The 17,159-nt window shown below is 57.6% G+C and carries 25 protein-coding genes, 1 tRNA gene, 2 rRNA genes and 2 pseudogenes; 11 read left to right on the top strand and 19 right to left on the bottom strand.

Going from position 1 to position 17,159, the window contains the following annotated elements:
• Positions 1–47 precede the first annotated feature (47 nt).
• Genes BPNPMPFG_RS16825 through BPNPMPFG_RS16835 form a run of 3 tightly spaced genes read right to left on the bottom strand, consistent with a single transcriptional unit; the run spans position 48 to position 1,133 of the window.
• On the bottom strand, positions 48–548 hold the full coding sequence (locus tag BPNPMPFG_RS16825) for a hypothetical protein (protein ID WP_258596631.1): 501 nt from the start codon (positions 546–548) through the stop codon (positions 48–50).
• Positions 548–874 carry a hypothetical protein gene (locus BPNPMPFG_RS16830; protein ID WP_258596632.1) on the bottom strand — a complete coding sequence of 109 codons (327 nt, stop codon included), beginning with the start codon at positions 872–874 and terminating at the stop codon, positions 548–550. The genes BPNPMPFG_RS16825 and BPNPMPFG_RS16830 overlap by 1 nt, the downstream gene beginning before the upstream one ends.
• Positions 864–1,133, bottom strand: coding sequence for a hypothetical protein (locus BPNPMPFG_RS16835; protein ID WP_258596633.1), 270 nt, complete (start codon positions 1,131–1,133; stop codon positions 864–866). The genes BPNPMPFG_RS16830 and BPNPMPFG_RS16835 overlap by 11 nt, the downstream gene beginning before the upstream one ends.
• 197 nt (positions 1,134–1,330) lie before the next feature.
• Between BPNPMPFG_RS16835 and BPNPMPFG_RS16840 the strand changes: the two genes are divergently transcribed.
• Positions 1,331–1,774: a Ros/MucR family transcriptional regulator gene (locus BPNPMPFG_RS16840; RefSeq protein WP_258596634.1), complete on the top strand. Its 444-nt coding sequence runs from the start codon at positions 1,331–1,333 to the stop codon at positions 1,772–1,774.
• Complete coding sequence (locus BPNPMPFG_RS16845; protein WP_258596636.1) at positions 1,771–2,061, top strand: hypothetical protein; 291 nt, start codon at positions 1,771–1,773, stop codon at positions 2,059–2,061. Before BPNPMPFG_RS16840 ends, BPNPMPFG_RS16845 begins: the two co-directional genes overlap by 4 nt.
• A gap of 298 nt (positions 2,062–2,359) precedes the next feature.
• Here BPNPMPFG_RS16845 and BPNPMPFG_RS16850 read toward each other — a convergent pair whose 3' ends face one another.
• The 4 genes from BPNPMPFG_RS16850 to BPNPMPFG_RS16865 form a co-directional block, all read right to left on the bottom strand.
• On the bottom strand, positions 2,360–2,527 hold the full coding sequence (locus BPNPMPFG_RS16850) for a hypothetical protein (protein WP_258596638.1): 168 nt from the start codon (positions 2,525–2,527) through the stop codon (positions 2,360–2,362).
• Between the two features lie 164 nt (positions 2,528–2,691).
• Positions 2,692–2,970 carry an exopolysaccharide production repressor protein gene (locus BPNPMPFG_RS16855; protein ID WP_258596640.1) on the bottom strand — a complete coding sequence of 93 codons (279 nt, stop codon included), beginning with the start codon at positions 2,968–2,970 and terminating at the stop codon, positions 2,692–2,694.
• 598 nt (positions 2,971–3,568) lie between these two features.
• Positions 3,569–3,730: a hypothetical protein gene (locus BPNPMPFG_RS16860; protein WP_258596641.1), complete on the bottom strand. Its 162-nt coding sequence runs from the start codon at positions 3,728–3,730 to the stop codon at positions 3,569–3,571.
• Complete coding sequence (locus BPNPMPFG_RS16865) at positions 3,727–4,026, bottom strand: hypothetical protein (RefSeq protein ID WP_258596642.1); 300 nt, start codon at positions 4,024–4,026, stop codon at positions 3,727–3,729. Before BPNPMPFG_RS16865 ends, BPNPMPFG_RS16860 begins: the two co-directional genes overlap by 4 nt.
• 1,029 nt (positions 4,027–5,055) lie before the next feature.
• On the opposite strand from BPNPMPFG_RS16865, the gene BPNPMPFG_RS16870 reads away from it, so the two are divergent.
• Both BPNPMPFG_RS16870 and BPNPMPFG_RS16875 read left to right on the top strand, forming a co-directional pair.
• Positions 5,056–5,223, top strand: a complete 168-nt coding sequence (locus tag BPNPMPFG_RS16870) for a hypothetical protein (protein ID WP_258596643.1) — start codon at positions 5,056–5,058, stop codon at positions 5,221–5,223.
• A gap of 693 nt (positions 5,224–5,916) precedes the next feature.
• Positions 5,917–6,150 carry a hypothetical protein gene (locus tag BPNPMPFG_RS16875; RefSeq protein ID WP_258596645.1) on the top strand — a complete coding sequence of 78 codons (234 nt, stop codon included), beginning with the start codon at positions 5,917–5,919 and terminating at the stop codon, positions 6,148–6,150.
• A gap of 82 nt (positions 6,151–6,232) precedes the next feature.
• Here BPNPMPFG_RS16875 and BPNPMPFG_RS16880 read toward each other — a convergent pair whose 3' ends face one another.
• The 3 genes from BPNPMPFG_RS16880 to BPNPMPFG_RS16890 are packed head-to-tail and all read right to left on the bottom strand — an operon-like array spanning position 6,233 to position 6,976.
• Positions 6,233–6,454, bottom strand: a complete 222-nt coding sequence (locus BPNPMPFG_RS16880; protein ID WP_258596647.1) for a DUF768 domain-containing protein — start codon at positions 6,452–6,454, stop codon at positions 6,233–6,235.
• 23 nt (positions 6,455–6,477) lie between these two features.
• Complete coding sequence (locus BPNPMPFG_RS16885) at positions 6,478–6,702, bottom strand: hypothetical protein (RefSeq protein WP_258596649.1); 225 nt, start codon at positions 6,700–6,702, stop codon at positions 6,478–6,480.
• 46 nt (positions 6,703–6,748) lie between these two features.
• Entirely contained in the window at positions 6,749–6,976 is a 228-nt protein-coding gene (locus BPNPMPFG_RS16890; protein ID WP_258596650.1) for a hypothetical protein, read from the bottom strand.
• 175 nt (positions 6,977–7,151) lie between these two features.
• On the opposite strand from BPNPMPFG_RS16890, the gene BPNPMPFG_RS16895 reads away from it, so the two are divergent.
• A complete protein-coding gene (locus BPNPMPFG_RS16895) occupies positions 7,152–7,469 on the top strand; it encodes a hypothetical protein (RefSeq protein WP_258596651.1) in 318 nt (105 codons plus the stop codon).
• A gap of 288 nt (positions 7,470–7,757) precedes the next feature.
• Here the strand turns inward: BPNPMPFG_RS16895 and BPNPMPFG_RS16900 are convergent, their stop codons facing one another.
• The 4 genes from BPNPMPFG_RS16900 to BPNPMPFG_RS16915 all read right to left on the bottom strand — a co-directional run bounded on the left by BPNPMPFG_RS16900 (position 7,758) and on the right by BPNPMPFG_RS16915 (position 10,188).
• A complete protein-coding gene (locus BPNPMPFG_RS16900; protein ID WP_258596652.1) occupies positions 7,758–7,949 on the bottom strand; it encodes a hypothetical protein in 192 nt (63 codons plus the stop codon).
• 158 nt (positions 7,950–8,107) lie between these two features.
• Positions 8,108–8,929 (bottom strand): terminase large subunit domain-containing protein, encoded by an 822-nt coding sequence (locus BPNPMPFG_RS16905; RefSeq protein WP_319946000.1) that lies wholly within the window; start codon positions 8,927–8,929, stop codon positions 8,108–8,110.
• Positions 8,930–9,102: 173 nt separating this feature from the next.
• The gene (locus tag BPNPMPFG_RS16910) at positions 9,103–9,612 is read right to left on the bottom strand and encodes a P27 family phage terminase small subunit (protein WP_258596653.1); all 510 of its coding nucleotides are present in this window, start codon (positions 9,610–9,612) and stop codon (positions 9,103–9,105) included.
• Between the two features lie 210 nt (positions 9,613–9,822).
• Positions 9,823–10,188 (bottom strand): hypothetical protein, encoded by a 366-nt coding sequence (locus BPNPMPFG_RS16915; RefSeq protein WP_258596654.1) that lies wholly within the window; start codon positions 10,186–10,188, stop codon positions 9,823–9,825.
• Between the two features lie 94 nt (positions 10,189–10,282).
• Here BPNPMPFG_RS16915 and BPNPMPFG_RS16920 point away from each other — a divergent pair, with 94 nt between their 5' ends.
• From BPNPMPFG_RS16920 to BPNPMPFG_RS16930, 3 genes are all read left to right on the top strand, one after another.
• Entirely contained in the window at positions 10,283–10,549 is a 267-nt protein-coding gene (locus BPNPMPFG_RS16920) for a hypothetical protein (protein WP_258596655.1), read from the top strand.
• An 86-nt stretch (positions 10,550–10,635) separates the two neighbouring features.
• Positions 10,636–10,848 (top strand): hypothetical protein, encoded by a 213-nt coding sequence (locus BPNPMPFG_RS16925; RefSeq protein WP_258596657.1) that lies wholly within the window; start codon positions 10,636–10,638, stop codon positions 10,846–10,848.
• A 27-nt stretch (positions 10,849–10,875) separates the two neighbouring features.
• Positions 10,876–11,127 carry a hypothetical protein gene (locus BPNPMPFG_RS16930; protein WP_258596658.1) on the top strand — a complete coding sequence of 84 codons (252 nt, stop codon included), beginning with the start codon at positions 10,876–10,878 and terminating at the stop codon, positions 11,125–11,127.
• Positions 11,128–11,268: 141 nt separating this feature from the next.
• Here BPNPMPFG_RS16930 and BPNPMPFG_RS16935 read toward each other — a convergent pair whose 3' ends face one another.
• Together BPNPMPFG_RS16935 and BPNPMPFG_RS16940 are read right to left on the bottom strand one after the other, a co-directional pair.
• Entirely contained in the window at positions 11,269–11,643 is a 375-nt protein-coding gene (locus BPNPMPFG_RS16935; protein WP_258596660.1) for a hypothetical protein, read from the bottom strand.
• Positions 11,643–11,909 carry a hypothetical protein gene (locus BPNPMPFG_RS16940; protein ID WP_258596661.1) on the bottom strand — a complete coding sequence of 89 codons (267 nt, stop codon included), beginning with the start codon at positions 11,907–11,909 and terminating at the stop codon, positions 11,643–11,645. The genes BPNPMPFG_RS16935 and BPNPMPFG_RS16940 overlap by 1 nt, the downstream gene beginning before the upstream one ends.
• A 453-nt stretch (positions 11,910–12,362) precedes the next feature.
• On the opposite strand from BPNPMPFG_RS16940, the pseudogene BPNPMPFG_RS16945 reads away from it, so the two are divergent.
• From BPNPMPFG_RS16945 to BPNPMPFG_RS16955, 3 genes and pseudogenes are all read left to right on the top strand, one after another.
• Positions 12,363–12,596 (top strand): annotated as a pseudogene (locus tag BPNPMPFG_RS16945) (DUF6429 family protein).
• A 10-nt stretch (positions 12,597–12,606) separates the two neighbouring features.
• A pseudogene (locus BPNPMPFG_RS16950) lies at positions 12,607–12,737 on the top strand (transposase domain-containing protein); the annotation flags it as partial.
• Positions 12,738–12,826: 89 nt separating this feature from the next.
• Positions 12,827–13,102, top strand: a complete 276-nt coding sequence (locus BPNPMPFG_RS16955; RefSeq protein ID WP_258596663.1) for a hypothetical protein — start codon at positions 12,827–12,829, stop codon at positions 13,100–13,102.
• Between the two features lie 115 nt (positions 13,103–13,217).
• Here the strand turns inward: BPNPMPFG_RS16955 and BPNPMPFG_RS16960 are convergent.
• From BPNPMPFG_RS16960 to BPNPMPFG_RS16970, 3 genes are all read right to left on the bottom strand, one after another.
• Positions 13,218–13,294: transfer RNA gene (locus BPNPMPFG_RS16960), tRNA-Met, on the bottom strand.
• 180 nt (positions 13,295–13,474) lie between these two features.
• A 5S ribosomal RNA gene (rrf, locus tag BPNPMPFG_RS16965) occupies positions 13,475–13,589 on the bottom strand.
• Positions 13,590–13,889: 300 nt separating this feature from the next.
• Positions 13,890–16,712, bottom strand: a 23S ribosomal RNA gene (locus BPNPMPFG_RS16970).
• Positions 16,713–17,159 lie beyond the last annotated feature (447 nt).

The raw sequence follows: 17,159 nt of genomic DNA on the forward strand, positions 1-17,159 counted from the left end.
CATCATGCGCCCACTCAGTCACTTTTCGTGCAGTAAAAAAAACGGGCCTATGCCGCCCGCTTCTCGCCTTCGCTGATCCTGACCTTGCGCATCTTGCCTTGACCGGCCGGCTTAAAGGCGACGATCGGCGCCGACCTGAGTTGCCTGGCGTAGAGATAGATCATCCCGGTAAGCGCATGGCGCTGGTGGACCACGCCGCGCAACTCATTCACCATCGCCATGATCGGCCCCAAGGGCAGCGCATCGAACATCTCGAGCAGCGCCGAGGTCTTTCCCTCGACCAGATCGGGACAGGCCCGCAATAGGTCACTGATGGCCCACAGCGAGGTTTCGTCGATCAGGGCGTTGTTACCCCTGCCTTCGGCCAGGATGCACAGCACAAGCCGCGCATGCTCGACGCCATGGCGATCAATGATCCATCGGATAGTACCTACAGCACGGGTTTCGCCGGGCTGAGGGTAAAGGTGCGCGCCGACGATCCGAACGTCGAATTCCTGGCAGAGCGCTTTCACGCGAGGATCGGAGACTGCGCCGGTTCTATCGGCCATTATGCTTGCCCCTTCGGTTCTGCCTTGGCGAGTCCCGCAGCGAGCGCACGTTCATTCATATCATCGGTCGCGCCGGCTAGTTGGATGACAAAATCTGACACCCATTCCCTGCACATCGTGAAGCGCTGAATGGTGCCGTCCGGCTTATAGAACTGGAAGGCCAGGTATGCGCCGTCGTCGGATGTTCCCAACCAATAGCGCTTGATCAACACATCTTCGAAGCTGCCAAATTGGGCTTTAAAGTTTGCGCGGTTATGCTCGACCATGTGAGTGAACTCTGGCGGCGCTTTCCACCATTTCTCAGCGGTCATGTCCTTATCGACCATTGACGGACCTCAGAGCGTCACGAAGGCCCAAAGCCACCTGCCTGCGCATTTCGGCCATGCTGTCCTTGGATGGCGGCGTATTGCCGTTCCAGTTGTGAGTCTGGTTGATGGTGATCGGGCGATTGTCGGCGGCGGATGCGGCTTGGGATGTCGACCCCTGGCCCTGCATCGCCTTCATTTGGCCGGGCGTGAAAATGCCGACCGTCTCATCGGGTGACTTGAAGAACCGGACCTGTTGGGTATCACCGGGCGCGATCATGCCACCGGTTGAGAACCCTGCCGCCTTGTTCGATGCGGCGAGAGCCTGTGCATAGGCTTGGGCATATCCCGCCCTTGCACTCATCACAGTCGGGTTGCCAATCGAGGTGCTAGCCAGTAACGACATAAGTGAACAACACGCCTAGCGGACTGTGCCCCCCCGCTGGAGGTGGCATATTTCAAGAATGGGAATTCGAAATGACCGAAGACGCTGACACTCGCACGGGTGAGTTTGTTGAACTGACGGCAGATGTTGTCGCGGCCTACGTTCAGAACAACCCAGTCCCTGTCGCAGAACTACCTAACCTGATTGCGTCAATTCATTCCTCACTGTCTGGCCTCAGCCAGGCAAAACCCGTCGAGCAGCAGGTCCAAGCGCCCGCCGTAAACCCTAAGAAATCGATATTCCCCGATTACATCATTTCGCTGGAAGACGGTCGCAAGTTCAAGTCCATGAAACGGCACTTGGGCTTGCTTGGAATGACGCCAGACCAATACCGTGCGAAATGGGGTTTGGCTAAGGACTATCCTATGGTGGCGCCAAATTACGCTGCACAGCGCTCTGCCCTGGCGAAGTCGATTGGCCTAGGCCGCAAGGCAACGCCGGTCAAGACGGCGCCTGCGAAGCGGAAGGCGAGGTGACACGCCTCTCCATCGCCGAAGAGCTTGAGAGCGCCGCCGACCGCATCGCGGACGTGTCGCGGCCGGATCTGCAGATCATCCTTCGCCGCGCTGCCTTGATGCTCCGGAACGTCGCTGGCGTGCCGCTGGAGCCCGCGATGGAAGACGCGCTGAACTCCATAGCCGCTGAAATGAAAATTGGCCGGTCGGACCTCATTCAGATCGTACTGCGAGAGTGGCTGGAAACGAACGCTTATCTGCCTGTCCGGATGATCGACGAGGAAAGCGAAACCGATGGCAGTGCTTAGGTCGAAGCGGTCGCGGCGACATTAACTACGTCGCCATCTCCAATGGACCTATAGCGTCGGCTGGACCGTTTCCCCATTATGGAAAATCACCAGCACAGATTTTACTGTCACATTGAAGCCGGCGGAACCTGGGGAGTTTGGGACCGCACCGCCAACAGGCCAGTGAGGCTAGGAGGCGGTGATCTCCACCACTGCACATCCCAACGAGCACACGCCGCAGCGGGCGTGCTGACCCGGATTTATGATAATGGACTGGATGCGCTTGCCGTGCGTCTGGCAGGGGTAGCCAACCTGAAGATCATCGCTTCACCTTCGGCGTGATCTCCTCGATCTGCGCCTTAACGCCATCTTGGACCATCGCCTGTTCAAGCGCGTCCGCTTCTGCCTTGTCCTTGGTGGTCAAAATCGTTCGCCAGTGCGGCTTGTCGACGCTCACAATGTAAGTCGTTGCGGGCTGTTCAGTCATTCACTTCCCCTGATGATTGGAAGCCCGCGCCCCTCTGGCGGAGAGAGCGCGGGCCGATCGGAGGCCCGATCTTCGGTAGGCGATGGAGGGCACCACCTGCCGCAAGCAAGCATTTAGATGCTGCTAATGTTCCGTCAAGCCGGTTCCGCTAATGGACCTTGGCGTCAGCCCTTCTTTATCGCCTCTCTCAGTGCAGTAGCTGCCTCGGGCCGACCGGCTGTTTGCTGGCTCTCGGGAGTAATCTCCCCCGCCTCCTGTTCGATGTTTCTTCGTCCCCTATAGACGAGCCTGAACACGAGCGCGAAATACCCGACCTGCAACACAACAGCCGCGATGACGCCCCAGATTACCCCCTTCATAATGGACCCCGTGTCGAGATAGGCCCAAGCCGCGACGACCACCGCCGTCGTCAGCATCCCCACCAGAAACTGCGGAAAATACATCGCCCCAACCCTTTGCCGTTCCCCAACGGCCTCCCTCCTGCAAAATCTCATTAATTTAGCAGGCACGCAAGTACTATTAGCAGCCTCTAATGTTCCATTAGCCTATATCGCAAAAGGAAACCGGCACCAGATGGCTGTGGGGACTGCGGCAGGATTTTTTTGGAGGAACTCTCTTACCTGCATTCGACGCCTAGAATGCCAGACGGATCAGCCTATCCATGCAGAAGCATATAGACGATCCCGACTACGCCCACGAGCGCATAGACGCCAAGAAGGAATCGGACAGGGAAGAAGTCACGCCCCGAAAGCCCGGAGCCGGCGCCACGCTTGCCCATGGCAATACTAGATTCCACACACTTGCGCTTGTCGCCCTTCATTTGGATGGAGCCTTAGCCTCTAAGAGCCTCACCAGCGAGCGTCCCGCCGGCCGCTCCTACACCGCCGAAGGGTCCCCGCGCGTCCCCTGGCACCTGCTGGCTTGGGATTGCGCTCGTATTAGCTGTAGCGCAGATTGCGAGTCGGCCGGGTGCTCTATCACTTCCGGTCAGGCCCGACAGCCCTATGGCCCCCCGCCGAGAGACTGTCGGGCCGCCCGTATCTATACCGCCCGCTTCTCGCCTTCGCTGATCCTGACCTTCCGCATCTTGCCACGGTCGGCCCGCTTGAAGGCGATCGGCGCCGACCTGAGTTGCCGGGCGTAGAGGTAGATCATGCCGGTAAGCGCATGGCGCTGGTGCACCACGCCCCGGAGTTCATTCACGGTGGCCAGTTGCCCTTGCCCTCGGCAAGGATGCACATCACCAGCCGCGCGTGCTCGGCGCCGTGCTTGTCGATCAGTCGGCGGATGGTACCCGTCGCACGGGTCTCGCCTGGGTCGATTGCGATAGGAGTTGCGTGGCTCCGGTCGTTTTGCGCAAGTAACGAGATCGCATCAGGCAGTCCTCCCCCTGAAGGCAGGCATAGCACGGAGGGCTGAATCGGCAAATCGTCGAGCACACCCTTGCGGGCGAAGCTTATGTTGGCAGCTTCTTGCCGAGCTGTCTGGAGCAGGCTCATCCAGTCAGGGAACCTATTTCGCTGAGGGAACTATTTCGCTTCGACGACGTTTGTGGATAAGCAGAAATAGTGCCCAATCAGCGAGGACTTGATCATGAAGTTCCTGTCCGGCATGGCGGCCGCCTTGATATCAACCTTTGTGCTAACGAGCACTGTTTCTGTTGATGCCGCACCGATGTTCGTGCCTAAGGCACAAAGTGCGCAGCTGGTGTGATCCAAATTCGGGATGGCGCCAGATGGCGCCACAGGGGTTACTATCGGCCAGGATACGGCGGATATGACGACTCCTTCCCAAGCGGGATTGTCGCCGGAGCACTGATTGGCACCATGTACGGCGGCGGTTATTACGGCGACCCGTATTACGAGGCGCAATATCGCCCGTACTACCGATACCACCATAGGTACCACCACCGACACTACTACCACCACAGGTATGGTGGCGGCCTTTCATCATTTTGGTGAAGCTGCGGCTGGGATAGGCTGCTCACACAGGGCCTCACTAGCGCGCGTTTCATGGCTAGCACAGCCGTTCGAATGATGCCATTCGGTTAGGTTGGGCGCATGTTTGCTCCAGCCGGTGCCACACCTCGTCCCCCGAAGCTCGCCGGTTAGGCCCGACATCCGCCCGGCCCAACCTCTGGCTGTCGGGCCGCTCTAAGATGTGCCAAGCGGCGGGGTTCTTCATCGGTTGGGAAAATGTAGTGGCGAGTTGTCACGCTCACGACCCCTCTCCTTTTTCACGGCGTCCCCATGCCAATGAAAGCGCGGAACCTCTGTGGATTGCAAGACATCAAGTCGCTAGCGGCAGTTTGCCGGGGAGATGGTCGGCGCCACCTTGCGGGATGCTGAGCGCGCCCAATCGCATCGGGGTATTCCAGACGCGGACCTGCAGGTCATCCTTCGACGTGCAGCGTCGATGGTGAGAAGCGTGCCGGCTGAAGCTTCTCGAAGAATGCATAGACTGGCTGCCTCACCGGCACTGATGCCGGCTACGTAGACTGAGACCGCGACAAGGCGCATAGTTCGCCCATGTCGCTGCCTCAACGCACCGATCTAACGAACGACAATGGCAAACCAGAAGACCATCTGGTGGCGGCTATTGCCGCCCTTTACGCTGCCGTCAAGGGGCTAGATGCGTCCCTTGAAGTGATTGCCGGCAAGATCAAAGCTCCTGCTGAGGGAGCGTCGCAGCGTTGACCTATACGGTGATTTGGTACGGGAAACAGGGGATCGTTGAAAAGACGCCCTTCGATGCCGAGAAGGCTGCGAGGGACCACGTCTTTACTACCTTTCCCCATCGAAAGCGGGATGACGGCGTCGTTGCGGTGGAAATACGCAAAGACGACGGAACGGTTGTTTTCAGTCGAGCAGGAGGTAGCTAAAATCAGCGCTGCGGCTTCGGCGTAATCTCCTCGACTCGGACGTTGTCGCCGATCTCCTCGGCCATCGCGCCTGAGCCTTCGGGGTGTCCGCCATTGGCTTGCCTCACTGTCTCGAAGACCCGCCGCTTACGGGATGAGACAGGCTGAAGTTTCACCGCTCGTCTAGGCAGTTAGGCCACGTTGGCTAAATGCGTAACGCCTTTGTATCCTTGGGCGATGAAAACCACGCGCCCGTCCTATGCCGTCTACAGCCCGCCAGTGCTTGGCCTCCCATACCTAGCCGTCATTCTGGCCCCAGGTGGGGCCGTTACGGCCCGGCCTTTCGACACGGCTGAAGACGCTTCCGCCTTCAACAGGTTGATGGCGGAAGCCGAACACCCCGGCAAGGTTCGGAATTGATTCGCTAACCGACTGTCGGAAGCGTACAGTTCCGGCGTCGCCCGCCTTCAACGGCATACGGACGATTGAAAGAGTACATCAAGCTTTCGCCCTTGAGGGAGTATGCGAGATGACCATTCGCGGAACCGCTGACGAAGTACAGTTGGCGGCACTCACCAAAATTCTAGACGACTATTGCGAGCAAGCTGGGATGGAAGGCTCGCATCCCGCACGCCAGCACCTAGCGCGTCGGCTGATCGCTCTTTTCAGCGGCGGTATCGACAGTCCAGACGATATCAGGATGGCCTTGGATGGCATCGCAAAGGACTGGAAGCCAACCGGAACCAATTCGCACGGGCTCTAGGACTTCTCCAGCATTCGCGGTTCCCGTGCGCATGGGTGAGCCTGACAAACCGGCGCCGGTCGGGCCGACGCGGCATTGAGCCCTATTCTTGCAAGCCTAGATCGTAATGCACAATTGCATCCAGGACCATTTCGTACACGCTGCCGGTTTCTTCCTCGATCTCGGTGCTGCTGATCCCGATCGCCTTGGCGTCTGCGAACAGCTTCTGGATCGCCTCGGCAACCGAGATAACGTCGGCGCTGACGATGCCGGACAGATTGTTGCTCAGCCATTGGTCGAGGAAGTTGATGCCGCGCGTACTCATGTCGGCATAGCTCGCTGCGGCGGTTAGGTTCCAGCATCGCGATCGAGCTTTACAGAAAGGCCGCGCGCCCCAGCCATTTCCACCAGAAGCAGCTCAATCTCATCGTTGGTGAGTTTGGTCTTGACGGCCTTGCGTAGGTCGGCAATCGCCGCAGCGATGGAAACCGGCGTCATCTTCGCGTGGTCATCAAGCTGATGACCGATGGCCAAGACCACATCAGCATCAATGTTTCGAGGCAGTTCGCGCATTATTCCCCCACCGGAAATATTGCGCGGCGGGAGCCCGCTGGCAAGCCTAACTCTTGCTGACCCCGGCCTCGTCGACTTCGGCTTCCATAGCGTCGCTGACACGCTTTGGCTTGTCCGTCCCGACCAATGGCGTGCCGTCAAAGCCCTGCTGCCAGGCGTCGGCGTACTCATGCCAGTATTTCGGCACGACGCGCTCCTTGCCGTCCTTCCGCGCCTGAACCCCGTACATCCAGGCGTAGGCGATGCGCTCCTGGTCCTTCTTAGCCACGGCCATTTTCGTCTTCCTCTCGAAAATCCTGCAACCTAAGCTTCGGCCCTGTGTTCATCTGTTCGACGGATGCCGGGGCGGCGTTGAGAGCTAATATTGCCCCCGATGAGCAGAGCCGAGTTGTCTCCGCGTCCACCATTCCTCATTCAAACAGACTGACGACGCGGTAGGATTACCAAGAATGGGCACGCTTGGCGGGAAGAATTCTTCCAATCCAATTGAGAGCGAGCCTTTAGGGGTTCACGTGACACCCGATGATCGTGCGACTGAGGAATCTCCAACGCCGATCCTCGCCGCACATCGAAAAAGTGCCTTGTCATTAGCAACCTCGTTCAATGGTCTTTACCCATTTATTCTGCCGCTTCTTTTTTTCTACGCAATTATGATCACGGGCCTCGCTTGGCACATACTCCCGGCATACTTTGAGGCTCGGCCGGATGCCGTTAATGATTCGGGGCCGCCGGCACCATCAAACGGCAATCAAAACGGCGTTCCATGACGTAAGCCCGGCGAAGTCGGATACGTCTGCCTCATTCACTATGATGAATGGCCCGCGCCTGTTGCACAGTACGCGGGCCGACCAATGAGGGACAATGGTCAGCGGCCTTTATGGGGGGATGCACGCCGCCTCACCCGAAACAAATGAGCAGCTACAATGTTCCTGCGGGCAACAAAAAAGCCCGCCGCACCTTTCGGCAAGGCGGGCAGTCAGGAGTGCTGGGGATCAACCAGCATGGCGTCAACGAGCGACGGAGGTGTTGTTTGCGCCGGCCTCCGCCGTAGAATGTCATTTCTTCTTCGAAGCTTTGGCTGGTTTTGCGGGCTTCTTAAGGTCGGACTTTAGCACTTTCTGGTACGCTCTGGACGCCAACCTGACGGATTGTCTGGTGACCTCCTCGACTGCCCGCTTCTTCTCTACGAACGTTGACCCGAATTGAGTCCCTAACTCAAAACGCCTACGCTCAAGCAGTGTGGTCATCGTTGCCTCCTTCAGCACCCTCTCCCAGCTCAGTGAAGTAGCTATTCACAAAGCGCAGATTTCGGTCAGGTTTGAAATAGTGCTTTCGCTTTATCCATACAAAACCATCCCCTTTTGAGATCACAGCCACGTCAATCGCTCCACCCACAGTCTCAAGCTCACGCGAAACACGCCTTTGAAGCGACGTCAGACTTACGAGCGATTCGGCCACGCGCGCGAGGCGGCGATCCCAGTCGTTGAGACGAGGTTGCGTGTTCATGAGTGCCTGGCTGTTTCGGGAGAAAGGCGACGATCAGAAGCTGATGTCGAAGGTCTCGGTCTTGATGCTGCTGGCGTACTGGAAGCCCAAGTCGCCAACCGAGATCAGTTGCTGATCCTCGTTGCTGGCAGACACGAGCGATGAAGGCGAACGCCTCGTCGTCATTCACCTCGCCCTTCACGACACGCTGGTAGTGCTCGCTATAGTCGTTGCCGACGATCTGGGTGGCGGCCGGCGTGTTCGTGCCGAGGATCATGATCGAATCGCCGGGCATCTTGCCGATGGCGCGCTTCCACGTCTCGATTGAGTCGTTCGCCTTGAACTCGTGGATTTCGTCGGCCAGGATCGCGGTCGGTCGCGGCCCGGAAATGGATTCCCCGTTTGCGAGCGCCTGAAATTTCGAGCCGGTTTCGAGGTGCTCGATCTTCCAAGCGTTGTCGCCTTCACCCCGGATGACCACTTCGCCCCGGTTCTCCAGCGTATCGTCGTCGTCGATCTCCTCGCCTTCGGCGGCCGGGACCGCAGCGCGGCACATCGCGACGGCATCCTTGAACAGCACGTTCGCCGTCTTGCGGTCCTGGCCGATCGAATAGACTTCCGACCGGGCGATCCCGTAGTAGCCGAGCAGGTAAAGGCCGGTGGCCGCCATCCATGGCGATTTCGCCTGACCCTTGCCCGTCTCGACCCAGGCCGACCGAAACCGCATCCGGCCGCTGGACATGCGCCAGCCGAACAGACTGCCTGAGCAGAACACATGCCAGGGAAGCAGGCTGAACGGCCGCCCCTCATGCGCGCCGGCAGTGATGCTCAACACTGCCGGTGGAAAGCCGATAGCTCGAGCCGCGATTTCAGGTCGCCAGTGCAGCCCGCGCGCCGGGCCGTCCTTCAGATCCTTCAGGTGGCGTTCGGCCGCCGCGATATGGTGCTCGCCGGCGATGATCTTTCCTGCCAGGACGTTTGCGGCGTACTGGCTGGTAGGGTCATTTCGAAACTGGTTTGAGGTACGCGTCGGCGGCCCTGGGGGTCTTTTTGCCACGTTGCACCTTTGTCGCGTTGCACCGGCGCCAGGCCAAGCTCTGCTTCGAGCGCTCGGATCGCTTCGCCTGCCTGCCGCATCACCGACCAGTAGGGATTCCACTGTCCGACCTTCGCCTTCTTGCTGGTGGGCTCCAGAATCGGACCATATTCCGCGACGTGGCGCGATGCCCGTTCGAACTGGACGCGATATTCGACGAGGCGGCGCACGGCGTGGCCATTGGCGACTGACAGCGTGACCGCATCGCGCAACTCGCGGACAACGATGCCCCATTCTTCGTGCGCCGCCGCGATATCGAACTCGTCGGCGTAGAGCGAAGCCCAGTCCGGTTCATCCGGCGTGCCGTTTCCGCCTTCAATCCCTTGCATGCCAAGGCCTCACGGGGAAAATCACCGATCATCCCCCCTACTCAAATTTCATCTCGGTGCGAACGAAGGGGGGACGCGGGTACCGGGCGGGCAGGTTGGCGACTTTTTGACCCCCTACCCATGCCCATGGTCGAAAAATTTCGGGTCGGGGTTCACCATGAAACGACCGAATAGTGCTTGACCTGTTATCCTCGCCTTGTAGTGGCCTCGTCATCTCGCATTCCATGGGTGGTTCGGATCAACGGGCCTGCCGTCTATGTCCGCACCGATGACATAGCCCCGCGCTTCCTCGCGCTGGATCAGGGTGTCGTGGTCGGTCTTGCAAACGGTCTCGGTGTTGGCGAGGTCGAAGAACAGCGCCTCGTCGCCCTTGTGCTTGAGCTTGTGGTTGACGACCGCTGCCTGCGGATGGTGGCGGTTGCCCTCGATAACCAGGCATCCGCAGCGTTGGCACGTCCACAGGTCGCGGCGTAGGGTTTGGCGTCGAATGCCATGAGGTCCGCACCAGCGGGGGTCGCGGTAGAGCTTGCGATAGGCCTCGGCCTCGGCAGAGCGAGGATGGGGTTTCCTCGGCATTTGGCACCTTTGCGGTTTGAGCGCATACAGGTCGGCTAGTCGCGGTGAGGAACAAGTCCGCTCCTCCGAGTTAAGACAATTAGCGGAGACTTATATGCTTGCGGCTGTAGGCGCGGTGTTGGCTGCCAGGAATAACGACGCCGAAGTTCTTGGGGTGCTTGATCTCACCAACAAAACGGAAGCCAAGCTCGGCGCCATTCGCCTCGGGAACGCCATCCAGTTTGTCGCCAATGCATCGGTGCTTGGATATGACGTCCGCGCGGCGATGGTCTTCTATGGTGAACCGGGAACGCCAAGCCTGAGGGCGAAAGACTGCGAGCAGTTGTGGGCGCAATATGGTGCTGCCCTGCTTCAGCCATAGGGGCGCCCGTCGGACTGGGCGCCCTTTGCATCGAAGGAACTGGTCGCTAATCGCAGCGTTAGTTCTCCAGCCACCGGAGGAATATCATGGACGACGATCTACGCCAGAAATTGAAGGAACTCAGCACCAGCATGCAAATCAGGGCGACAGAACTCGCATTGCCCGGCGGCAACACCGATATTTCAGCGCTGATGTCGGGAATTGCAGTCACCCTTGAAGCGCTGCTGGTAATAGCCGAAGAGAGCAAGACTCCGCGATCTGGGCCGTCAGTTGAGCCTGTGACTTCGCTGTCTGATTGAAGCCCAAATTGAGTGGAGGAGGTCAGTGTGACTGATTTTATTGTGACCACGATTGACGGAAAACAGCATCGCGGCCAGAGCGAAGAAGCACGATTGGTAAGCCTTGTGGATCAGCTCAGTTCCAAAGGTCACTTTGAGCTCCTAGTCGTTTCGGCAGAGGTGGGAGCGCCCGGCCGCGAGACCAGCACCGTCTTTTTCAAGCACGGAATCATCTCTATCAGCGAGAGCAGCCAGCCAACGACTGAGATGGTGGCAGCAAATCAGCCGATCGCTGGGTAAAATTTCTTCCGGAGTTGGGGTGGCGATTTTCGAGCGAACGCGAGTTGACCGCTATCGCCAACAAAACCCCGCCAGTTGATTTGGCGGGTTTCCGGCGCAGTTCTGCGAGTGGCAAATCACTATGGGGTTTCGCGTTGAAAGTCAACGTCGATTACCCGTCAGAAAATTGAAGTTCTCTGCACATGCGCGCAGATCATGGTGCAGCACTGGCGCCATTTCCCGATCGGACGCGCCGTGCTTCATCGCGATCTGCGCCGTGGTCAATCCAGCGACGCAATAATCGATCAGTCGCGATGCCGGCGCGCGGCCCATCTCTTTGACGAAGCCGTCCAGCTTGTCGATCGCCGCGACCCTGCCATCCGATATTCCGGTGGCATAACCCGAACCTGTCCCGCGAAGGAAGTCGGCCGAGCTGGCCACTGCGATGCCGGCGCGCTCCCATAGCACCGCAAGGTGACTGCCGGCATGGTGTTGATTTCCACTAGGAACTGACAGGGCGAAGGCGAGCCAGGCCATTAGGCCTGCCCTTTCGGTTCCGCCTTAGCGAGCGCCGCAGCTACTTGCCGGTCGTTCATCTCGTCAGTCGTGCCGGCGAGCTGGGTGACAAACTGTGACACCCGGCTGCTTGGCAGTGCGAACCGATGAATTGAGCCTTCCGGCCGATAGAACTGGAACGCCAGGAATTTGCCATTCTCCGATGTGCCCAGCCAAAAGATATCGATCTCCGCGTCCTCGAAGCTCCCGAATTGCGCCTTGAACTCCCTTTGGTTGCGCTCGACCATCTGAGCGAACTCAGGCGGCGCCTTCCACCATTTCTCTTGGAGCTTATCGACCATTGATCGACCTCACAGCGTCACGCGCGGCAACCGCCGCCGCGAGGTCGTCGTGGAGCGTGCGTAAAGTCGCGGGATATCAACCAGATCCCGGCAAGCGGCCGTGTAGACCCTGACGCTCTGCCGCCGGACCCTGTCTTTGCATCGATCAGCGTCGTCCATCGCGGACGGGATGCATCTGTTCGAAAAGCTTCCAGGAACACCAGCCAAACTAGATGCCCTGCTGATAGCTTGGTTCCACAAGCTTCTTCCGTCACTGCAGCGGTCGTCGTTTCTGCAAGTAAATCAGAGGGCTGCCTGTAGACCGCCCAGCCTTCGCCTCGGTTGCATTCGAAGTTCGAGAGCCCAGAGTATAGATTCGGTCTGGGCTGCGTCGGGCACAGTCTGTGTTAAACTGCAGCGATGGAGATCGACACCGACAAGATCGACGATGCGGTCTTGGCGCTGCTTTGGTTGACGCTGCACGATGAACGGTGCGCCTGGAAGGGCTTTGCCTGAGACGTGACGGATCGACTTCACCGGAAGGGGCTGATCGCCGATCCAGTCAACAAGGCAAAATCCTTGGTGTTGACGGATGAGGGTCTTAGACGCTCGGAGGAGCTGTTTCGCGCCCTGTTTACGCGGCCGACGCCATGAGCCCAAGGGGGCCGCCTTCGTGGCGACGCTGATCACCACCTCGCAAATTTCAACGACGTCGATCCCCAGGCCTGCCAGGCCGATGTTCTCTCCTTCATCGCAGACACGCCAATGACACTGCTCGAGGATTTTCTTCCCTAGAATTGGAGCTCTTTGACGGTCGCAGCAGCTGCCTGATCAGTGCCTTTCATTACTTAGCTCACATGCAAACCGGATCGTGAGGCCGTCAGATGGGAAATCGCAACTCCGCTCTTTACACCCTCAAATATGTGGCTGAGATGTTCGAAGAGGACGAAGATTTTTTGCGCGATTGCTCGATCGAGATGTTCTCGGAACACGGTTGCCTGAGCGCCTACGACGACTATCCCGCATCCGAATTGAGCGAACCTATCGTCGTCTTCACCGAAGGCGGCATCGACAACCTTCGGCATATCGTAGACGAGCGCAGGGCTGCGGGCCACGCACCGCTGAAACCCACCGCAGAAAACTGTCGCCCGAAATCGTAGCCACCGCGGCCCTGGCCGAATGGTTACCGTCTTGGCGCGACGTTGGCGTTTCCGAATCCACAAACGCAAAAACCGCCCCGGTTAGACCGGGACGGTAAGGGTATTATGACGAAACTGGTTGCGGGGACAGGATTTGAACCTGTGACCTTCAGGTTATGAGCCTGACGAGCTACCGGGCTGCTCCACCCCGCGTCAACCTTGGACGTAAGCCCAAGCCTACAAGAGGATGGCCTACAGATAGACAGATAGGTAGATGGCCTACCAAATGAAAGGGCCGCGATTGCGGCCCGGGCTCCCGTTGGCGGGCCTGTTCATAAAGAGAAGATTACTCTCCATCCGATTTTGGATGTGAGATCAACGTGCGTTTGGCAGACCTGGCAGCGACCTACTCTCCCGCGTCTTGAGACGAAGTACCATCAGCGCTGGAGCGTTTCACGGCCGAGTTCGGAATGGGATCGGGTGCAGCCGCTCCGCCATAACCACCAGGTCGGCAAAACGCACGTTGTTCGAGAAGCTTTTGAGCGAATAGCGATGAGGGAGTAGCGAGTAGGGGTTACCTATCTGCGCTCTCTCGGAGCTGTTCGCTGGTCTTTGTGTGCCTTTACAGTTCTTTTGGTCCTGGCGCCCTTCGAAGCGAAGCTTCGCAAGGTCGACCGACCGTCGGCGCTGATGCGCCGCACCCACGTAGCTCCGCCCGAAGGGCGAAACAAGCGTGAGTGCTGGTCAGACCATCTGACTTCTGGCGACAATCCTCTGGATTGCGCCGAGATGGGCATAAGGAATGAGAACGATCAAGCCGATCGAACTATTAGTACCGGTAAGCTTCAAGCGTTGCCGCTCTTCCACACCCGGCCTATCAACGTGGTCGTCTTCCACGGTTCTCAGGGAATACTCGTTTTAAGGTGGGTTTCCCGCTTAGATGCCTTCAGCGGTTATCCCGTCCGGATATAGCTACCCTGCTATGCGGCTGGCGCCACAACAGGTCCACCAGAGATCCGTCCATCCCGGTCCTCTCGTACTAGGGACAGATCCTTTCAATATTCCTACACCCACGGCAGATAGGGACCGAACTGTCTCACGACGTTCTGAACCCAACTCACGTACCGCTTTAAATGGCGAACAGCCATACCCTTGGGACCTGCTCCAGCCCCAGGATGCGATGAGTCGACATCGAGGTGCCAAACAACCCCGTCGATATGGACTCTTGGGGGTCATCAGCCTGTTATCCCCGGCGTACCTTTTATTCGTTGAGCGATGGCCCTTCCACGCGGGACCACCGGATCACTATGACCGACTTTCGTCTCTGCTCGACTTGTCAGTCTCGCAGTCAGGCAGGCTTATGCCATTGCACTCAGCGAACGATTTCCGACCGTTCTGAGCCCACCATCGCGCGCCTCCGTTACTCTTTAGGAGGCGACCGCCCCAGTCAAACTACCCACCATACATTGTCCCGGACCCGGATAACGGGCCGCGGTTAGACATCCATAGTAATAAGGGTGGTATTTCAAGGGTGGCTCCACCTGAGCTGGCGCCCAGGTTTCAAAGCCTACCACCTATCCTACACATGCCACTACGAATGCCAATGTAAAGCTATAGTAAAGGTGCACGGGGTCTTTCCGTCTAACCGCAGGAACCCCGCATCTTCACGGGGAATTCAATTTCACTGAGTCTATGCTGGAGACAGCGGGGAAGTCGTTACGCCATTCGTGCAGGTCGGAACTTACCCGACAAGGAATTTCGCTACCTTAGGACCGTTATAGTTACGGCCGCCGTTTACTGGGGCTTCGATTCAGAGCTTGCACCCCTCCTCTTAACCTTCCAGCACCGGGCAGGCGTCAGACCCTATACGTCGTCTTGCGACTTCGCAGAGCCCTGTGTTTTTGATAAACAGTCGCTACCCCCTGGTCTGTGCCACCCTCCTCCACTTGCGTGGAAAAGGGTCACGCTTCTTCCGAAGTTACGCGTGCAATTTGCCGAGTTCCTTCAGCATAGTTCTCTCAAGCGCCTTGGTATACTCTACCAGACCACCAGTGTCGGTTTCGGGTACGGTTTATAAGGAGGAGCTATTTCCTGGAACCACGCAGCAGCCCGTTCAATCCGATAAGATTGGACTACCTCAATGATCCGTCACTACCTCCAAGCCCACGAATATTAACGTGGTTCCCATCGACTACGCGTTTCCGCCTCGTCTTAGGGGCCGGCTAACCCTGCTCAGATTAGCTTTAAGCAGGAACCCTTGGTCTTTCGGCGGGGGAGTCTCTCACTCCCCTTACGTTACTCATGTCAGCATTCGCACTTCTGATACCTCCACCACCCCTCACGGGTATGGCTTCATCAGCTTACAGAACGCTCCGCTACCGCTTGACCCTTGCGGATCAAACCCTAAGCTTCGGTGTATGGCTTTAGCCCCGTTACATTTTCGGCGCAAAGACCCTTATTTAGACCAGTGAGCTGTTACGCTTTCTTTAAATGATGGCTGCTTCTAAGCCAACATCCTGGTTGTTTTGGGATCCTCACATCCTTTCCCACTTAGCCATAACTTGGGGACCTTAGCTGTAGGTCAGGGTTGTTTCCCTTTTCACGACGGACGTTAGCACCCGCCGTGTGTCTGCCGACTAGTACTCCCAGGTATTCGGAGTTTGGTTAGGTTTGGTAATCCGGTGAGGACCCCTAGCCCATCCAGTGCTCTACCCCCTGGGGTATTCGGTCGACGCTCTACCTAAATAGATTTCGCGGAGAACCAGCTATTTCCGAGTTTGATTGGCCTTTCACCCCTAGCCACAAGTCATCCCGAACTATTGCAACAGTTATGGGTTCGGTCCTCCAGTAAGTGTTACCTTACCTTCAACCTGCTCATGGCTAGATCACTCGGTTTCGGGTCTAATGCGACGAACTGAACGCCCTGTTCAGACTCGCTTTCGCTGCGCCTACACCTAGCGGTTTAAGCTTGCTCGTCACACTAAGTCGCTGACCCATTATACAAAAGGTACGTGGTCACCCAGGACGAACCTTGGGCTTCCACTGTTTGTAGGCAATCGGTTTCAGGTACTCTTTCACTCCCCTTGTCGGGGTGCTTTTCACCTTTCCCTCACGGTACTAGTTCGCTATCGGTCATGCACGAGTACTTAGGCTTGGAGGGTGGTCCCCCCAATTTCAGACAGGATTTCACGTGTCCCGCCTTACTCGAGGACGATGATTTGCATTACGCGTACGGGGCTGTCACCCACTATGGCCCTACTTTCCAGAAGGTTCCGCTTGTCTCATCATCGCCACTGGCCTGGTCCGGGTTCGCTCGCCGCTACTTCCGGAGTCTCGGTTGATGTCCTTTCCTACGGGTACTTAGATGTTTCAGTTCCCCGCGTTCGCCACTTTACCCCTATGTATTCAGGGTAAGTTACCTATTTCAGATACTTGGAAACCACAGCAGCAAGTTGGTCTTGTCGACCCTCTGGCTGCTCTGATTTTCCAAGCACCTTAGGTGGGTTTCCCCATTCGGAAATCTACGGATCAAAGGGTATTCGCACCTCCCCGTAGCTTATCGCAGCGTATCACGTCCTTCATCGCCTGTGCATGCCAAGGCATCCACCAATTGCCCTTAAGACACTTGATCGTTCTCATTGCCAATACCCACCTGCGCAATCCGAAGGATTGTCGCTTCAGCCAAACCCTTACGGGATTAGCGTCCGCGCAACCCCGAAGGGATTGTCGCCTAAATCAAATCCTGTGCGGGATCCGACTTGATGGAATTGGCACAAAAAGACCAGCTTCTCGAGATCGGTTCGAGGGTGCGGTTAGGCAAGCCCATCATATGCGGGAGATTGAGCGTCTCCCGCGACAAATCACAGCTTTTCAGCCATGAAGTTCGAACAAATCTTCTCTTTACGATGTCAAACAGAACAGGCGGAGAACCATCAGGTTCGCCGCACAATCTTTTTTCGAATGACTTTTTATTGGACGCCTTCATCTCTACTCGACACCATTCCTTCCCGAGGGACGAAGCGACAATCCTTGCGGATTGCGCAACGGACAATCCCTTCGATTGCTCGGAGAAGCGACA

This window comes from Mesorhizobium sp. AR07, assembly GCF_024746815.1.
GTDB lineage: Bacteria > Pseudomonadota > Alphaproteobacteria > Rhizobiales > Rhizobiaceae > Mesorhizobium.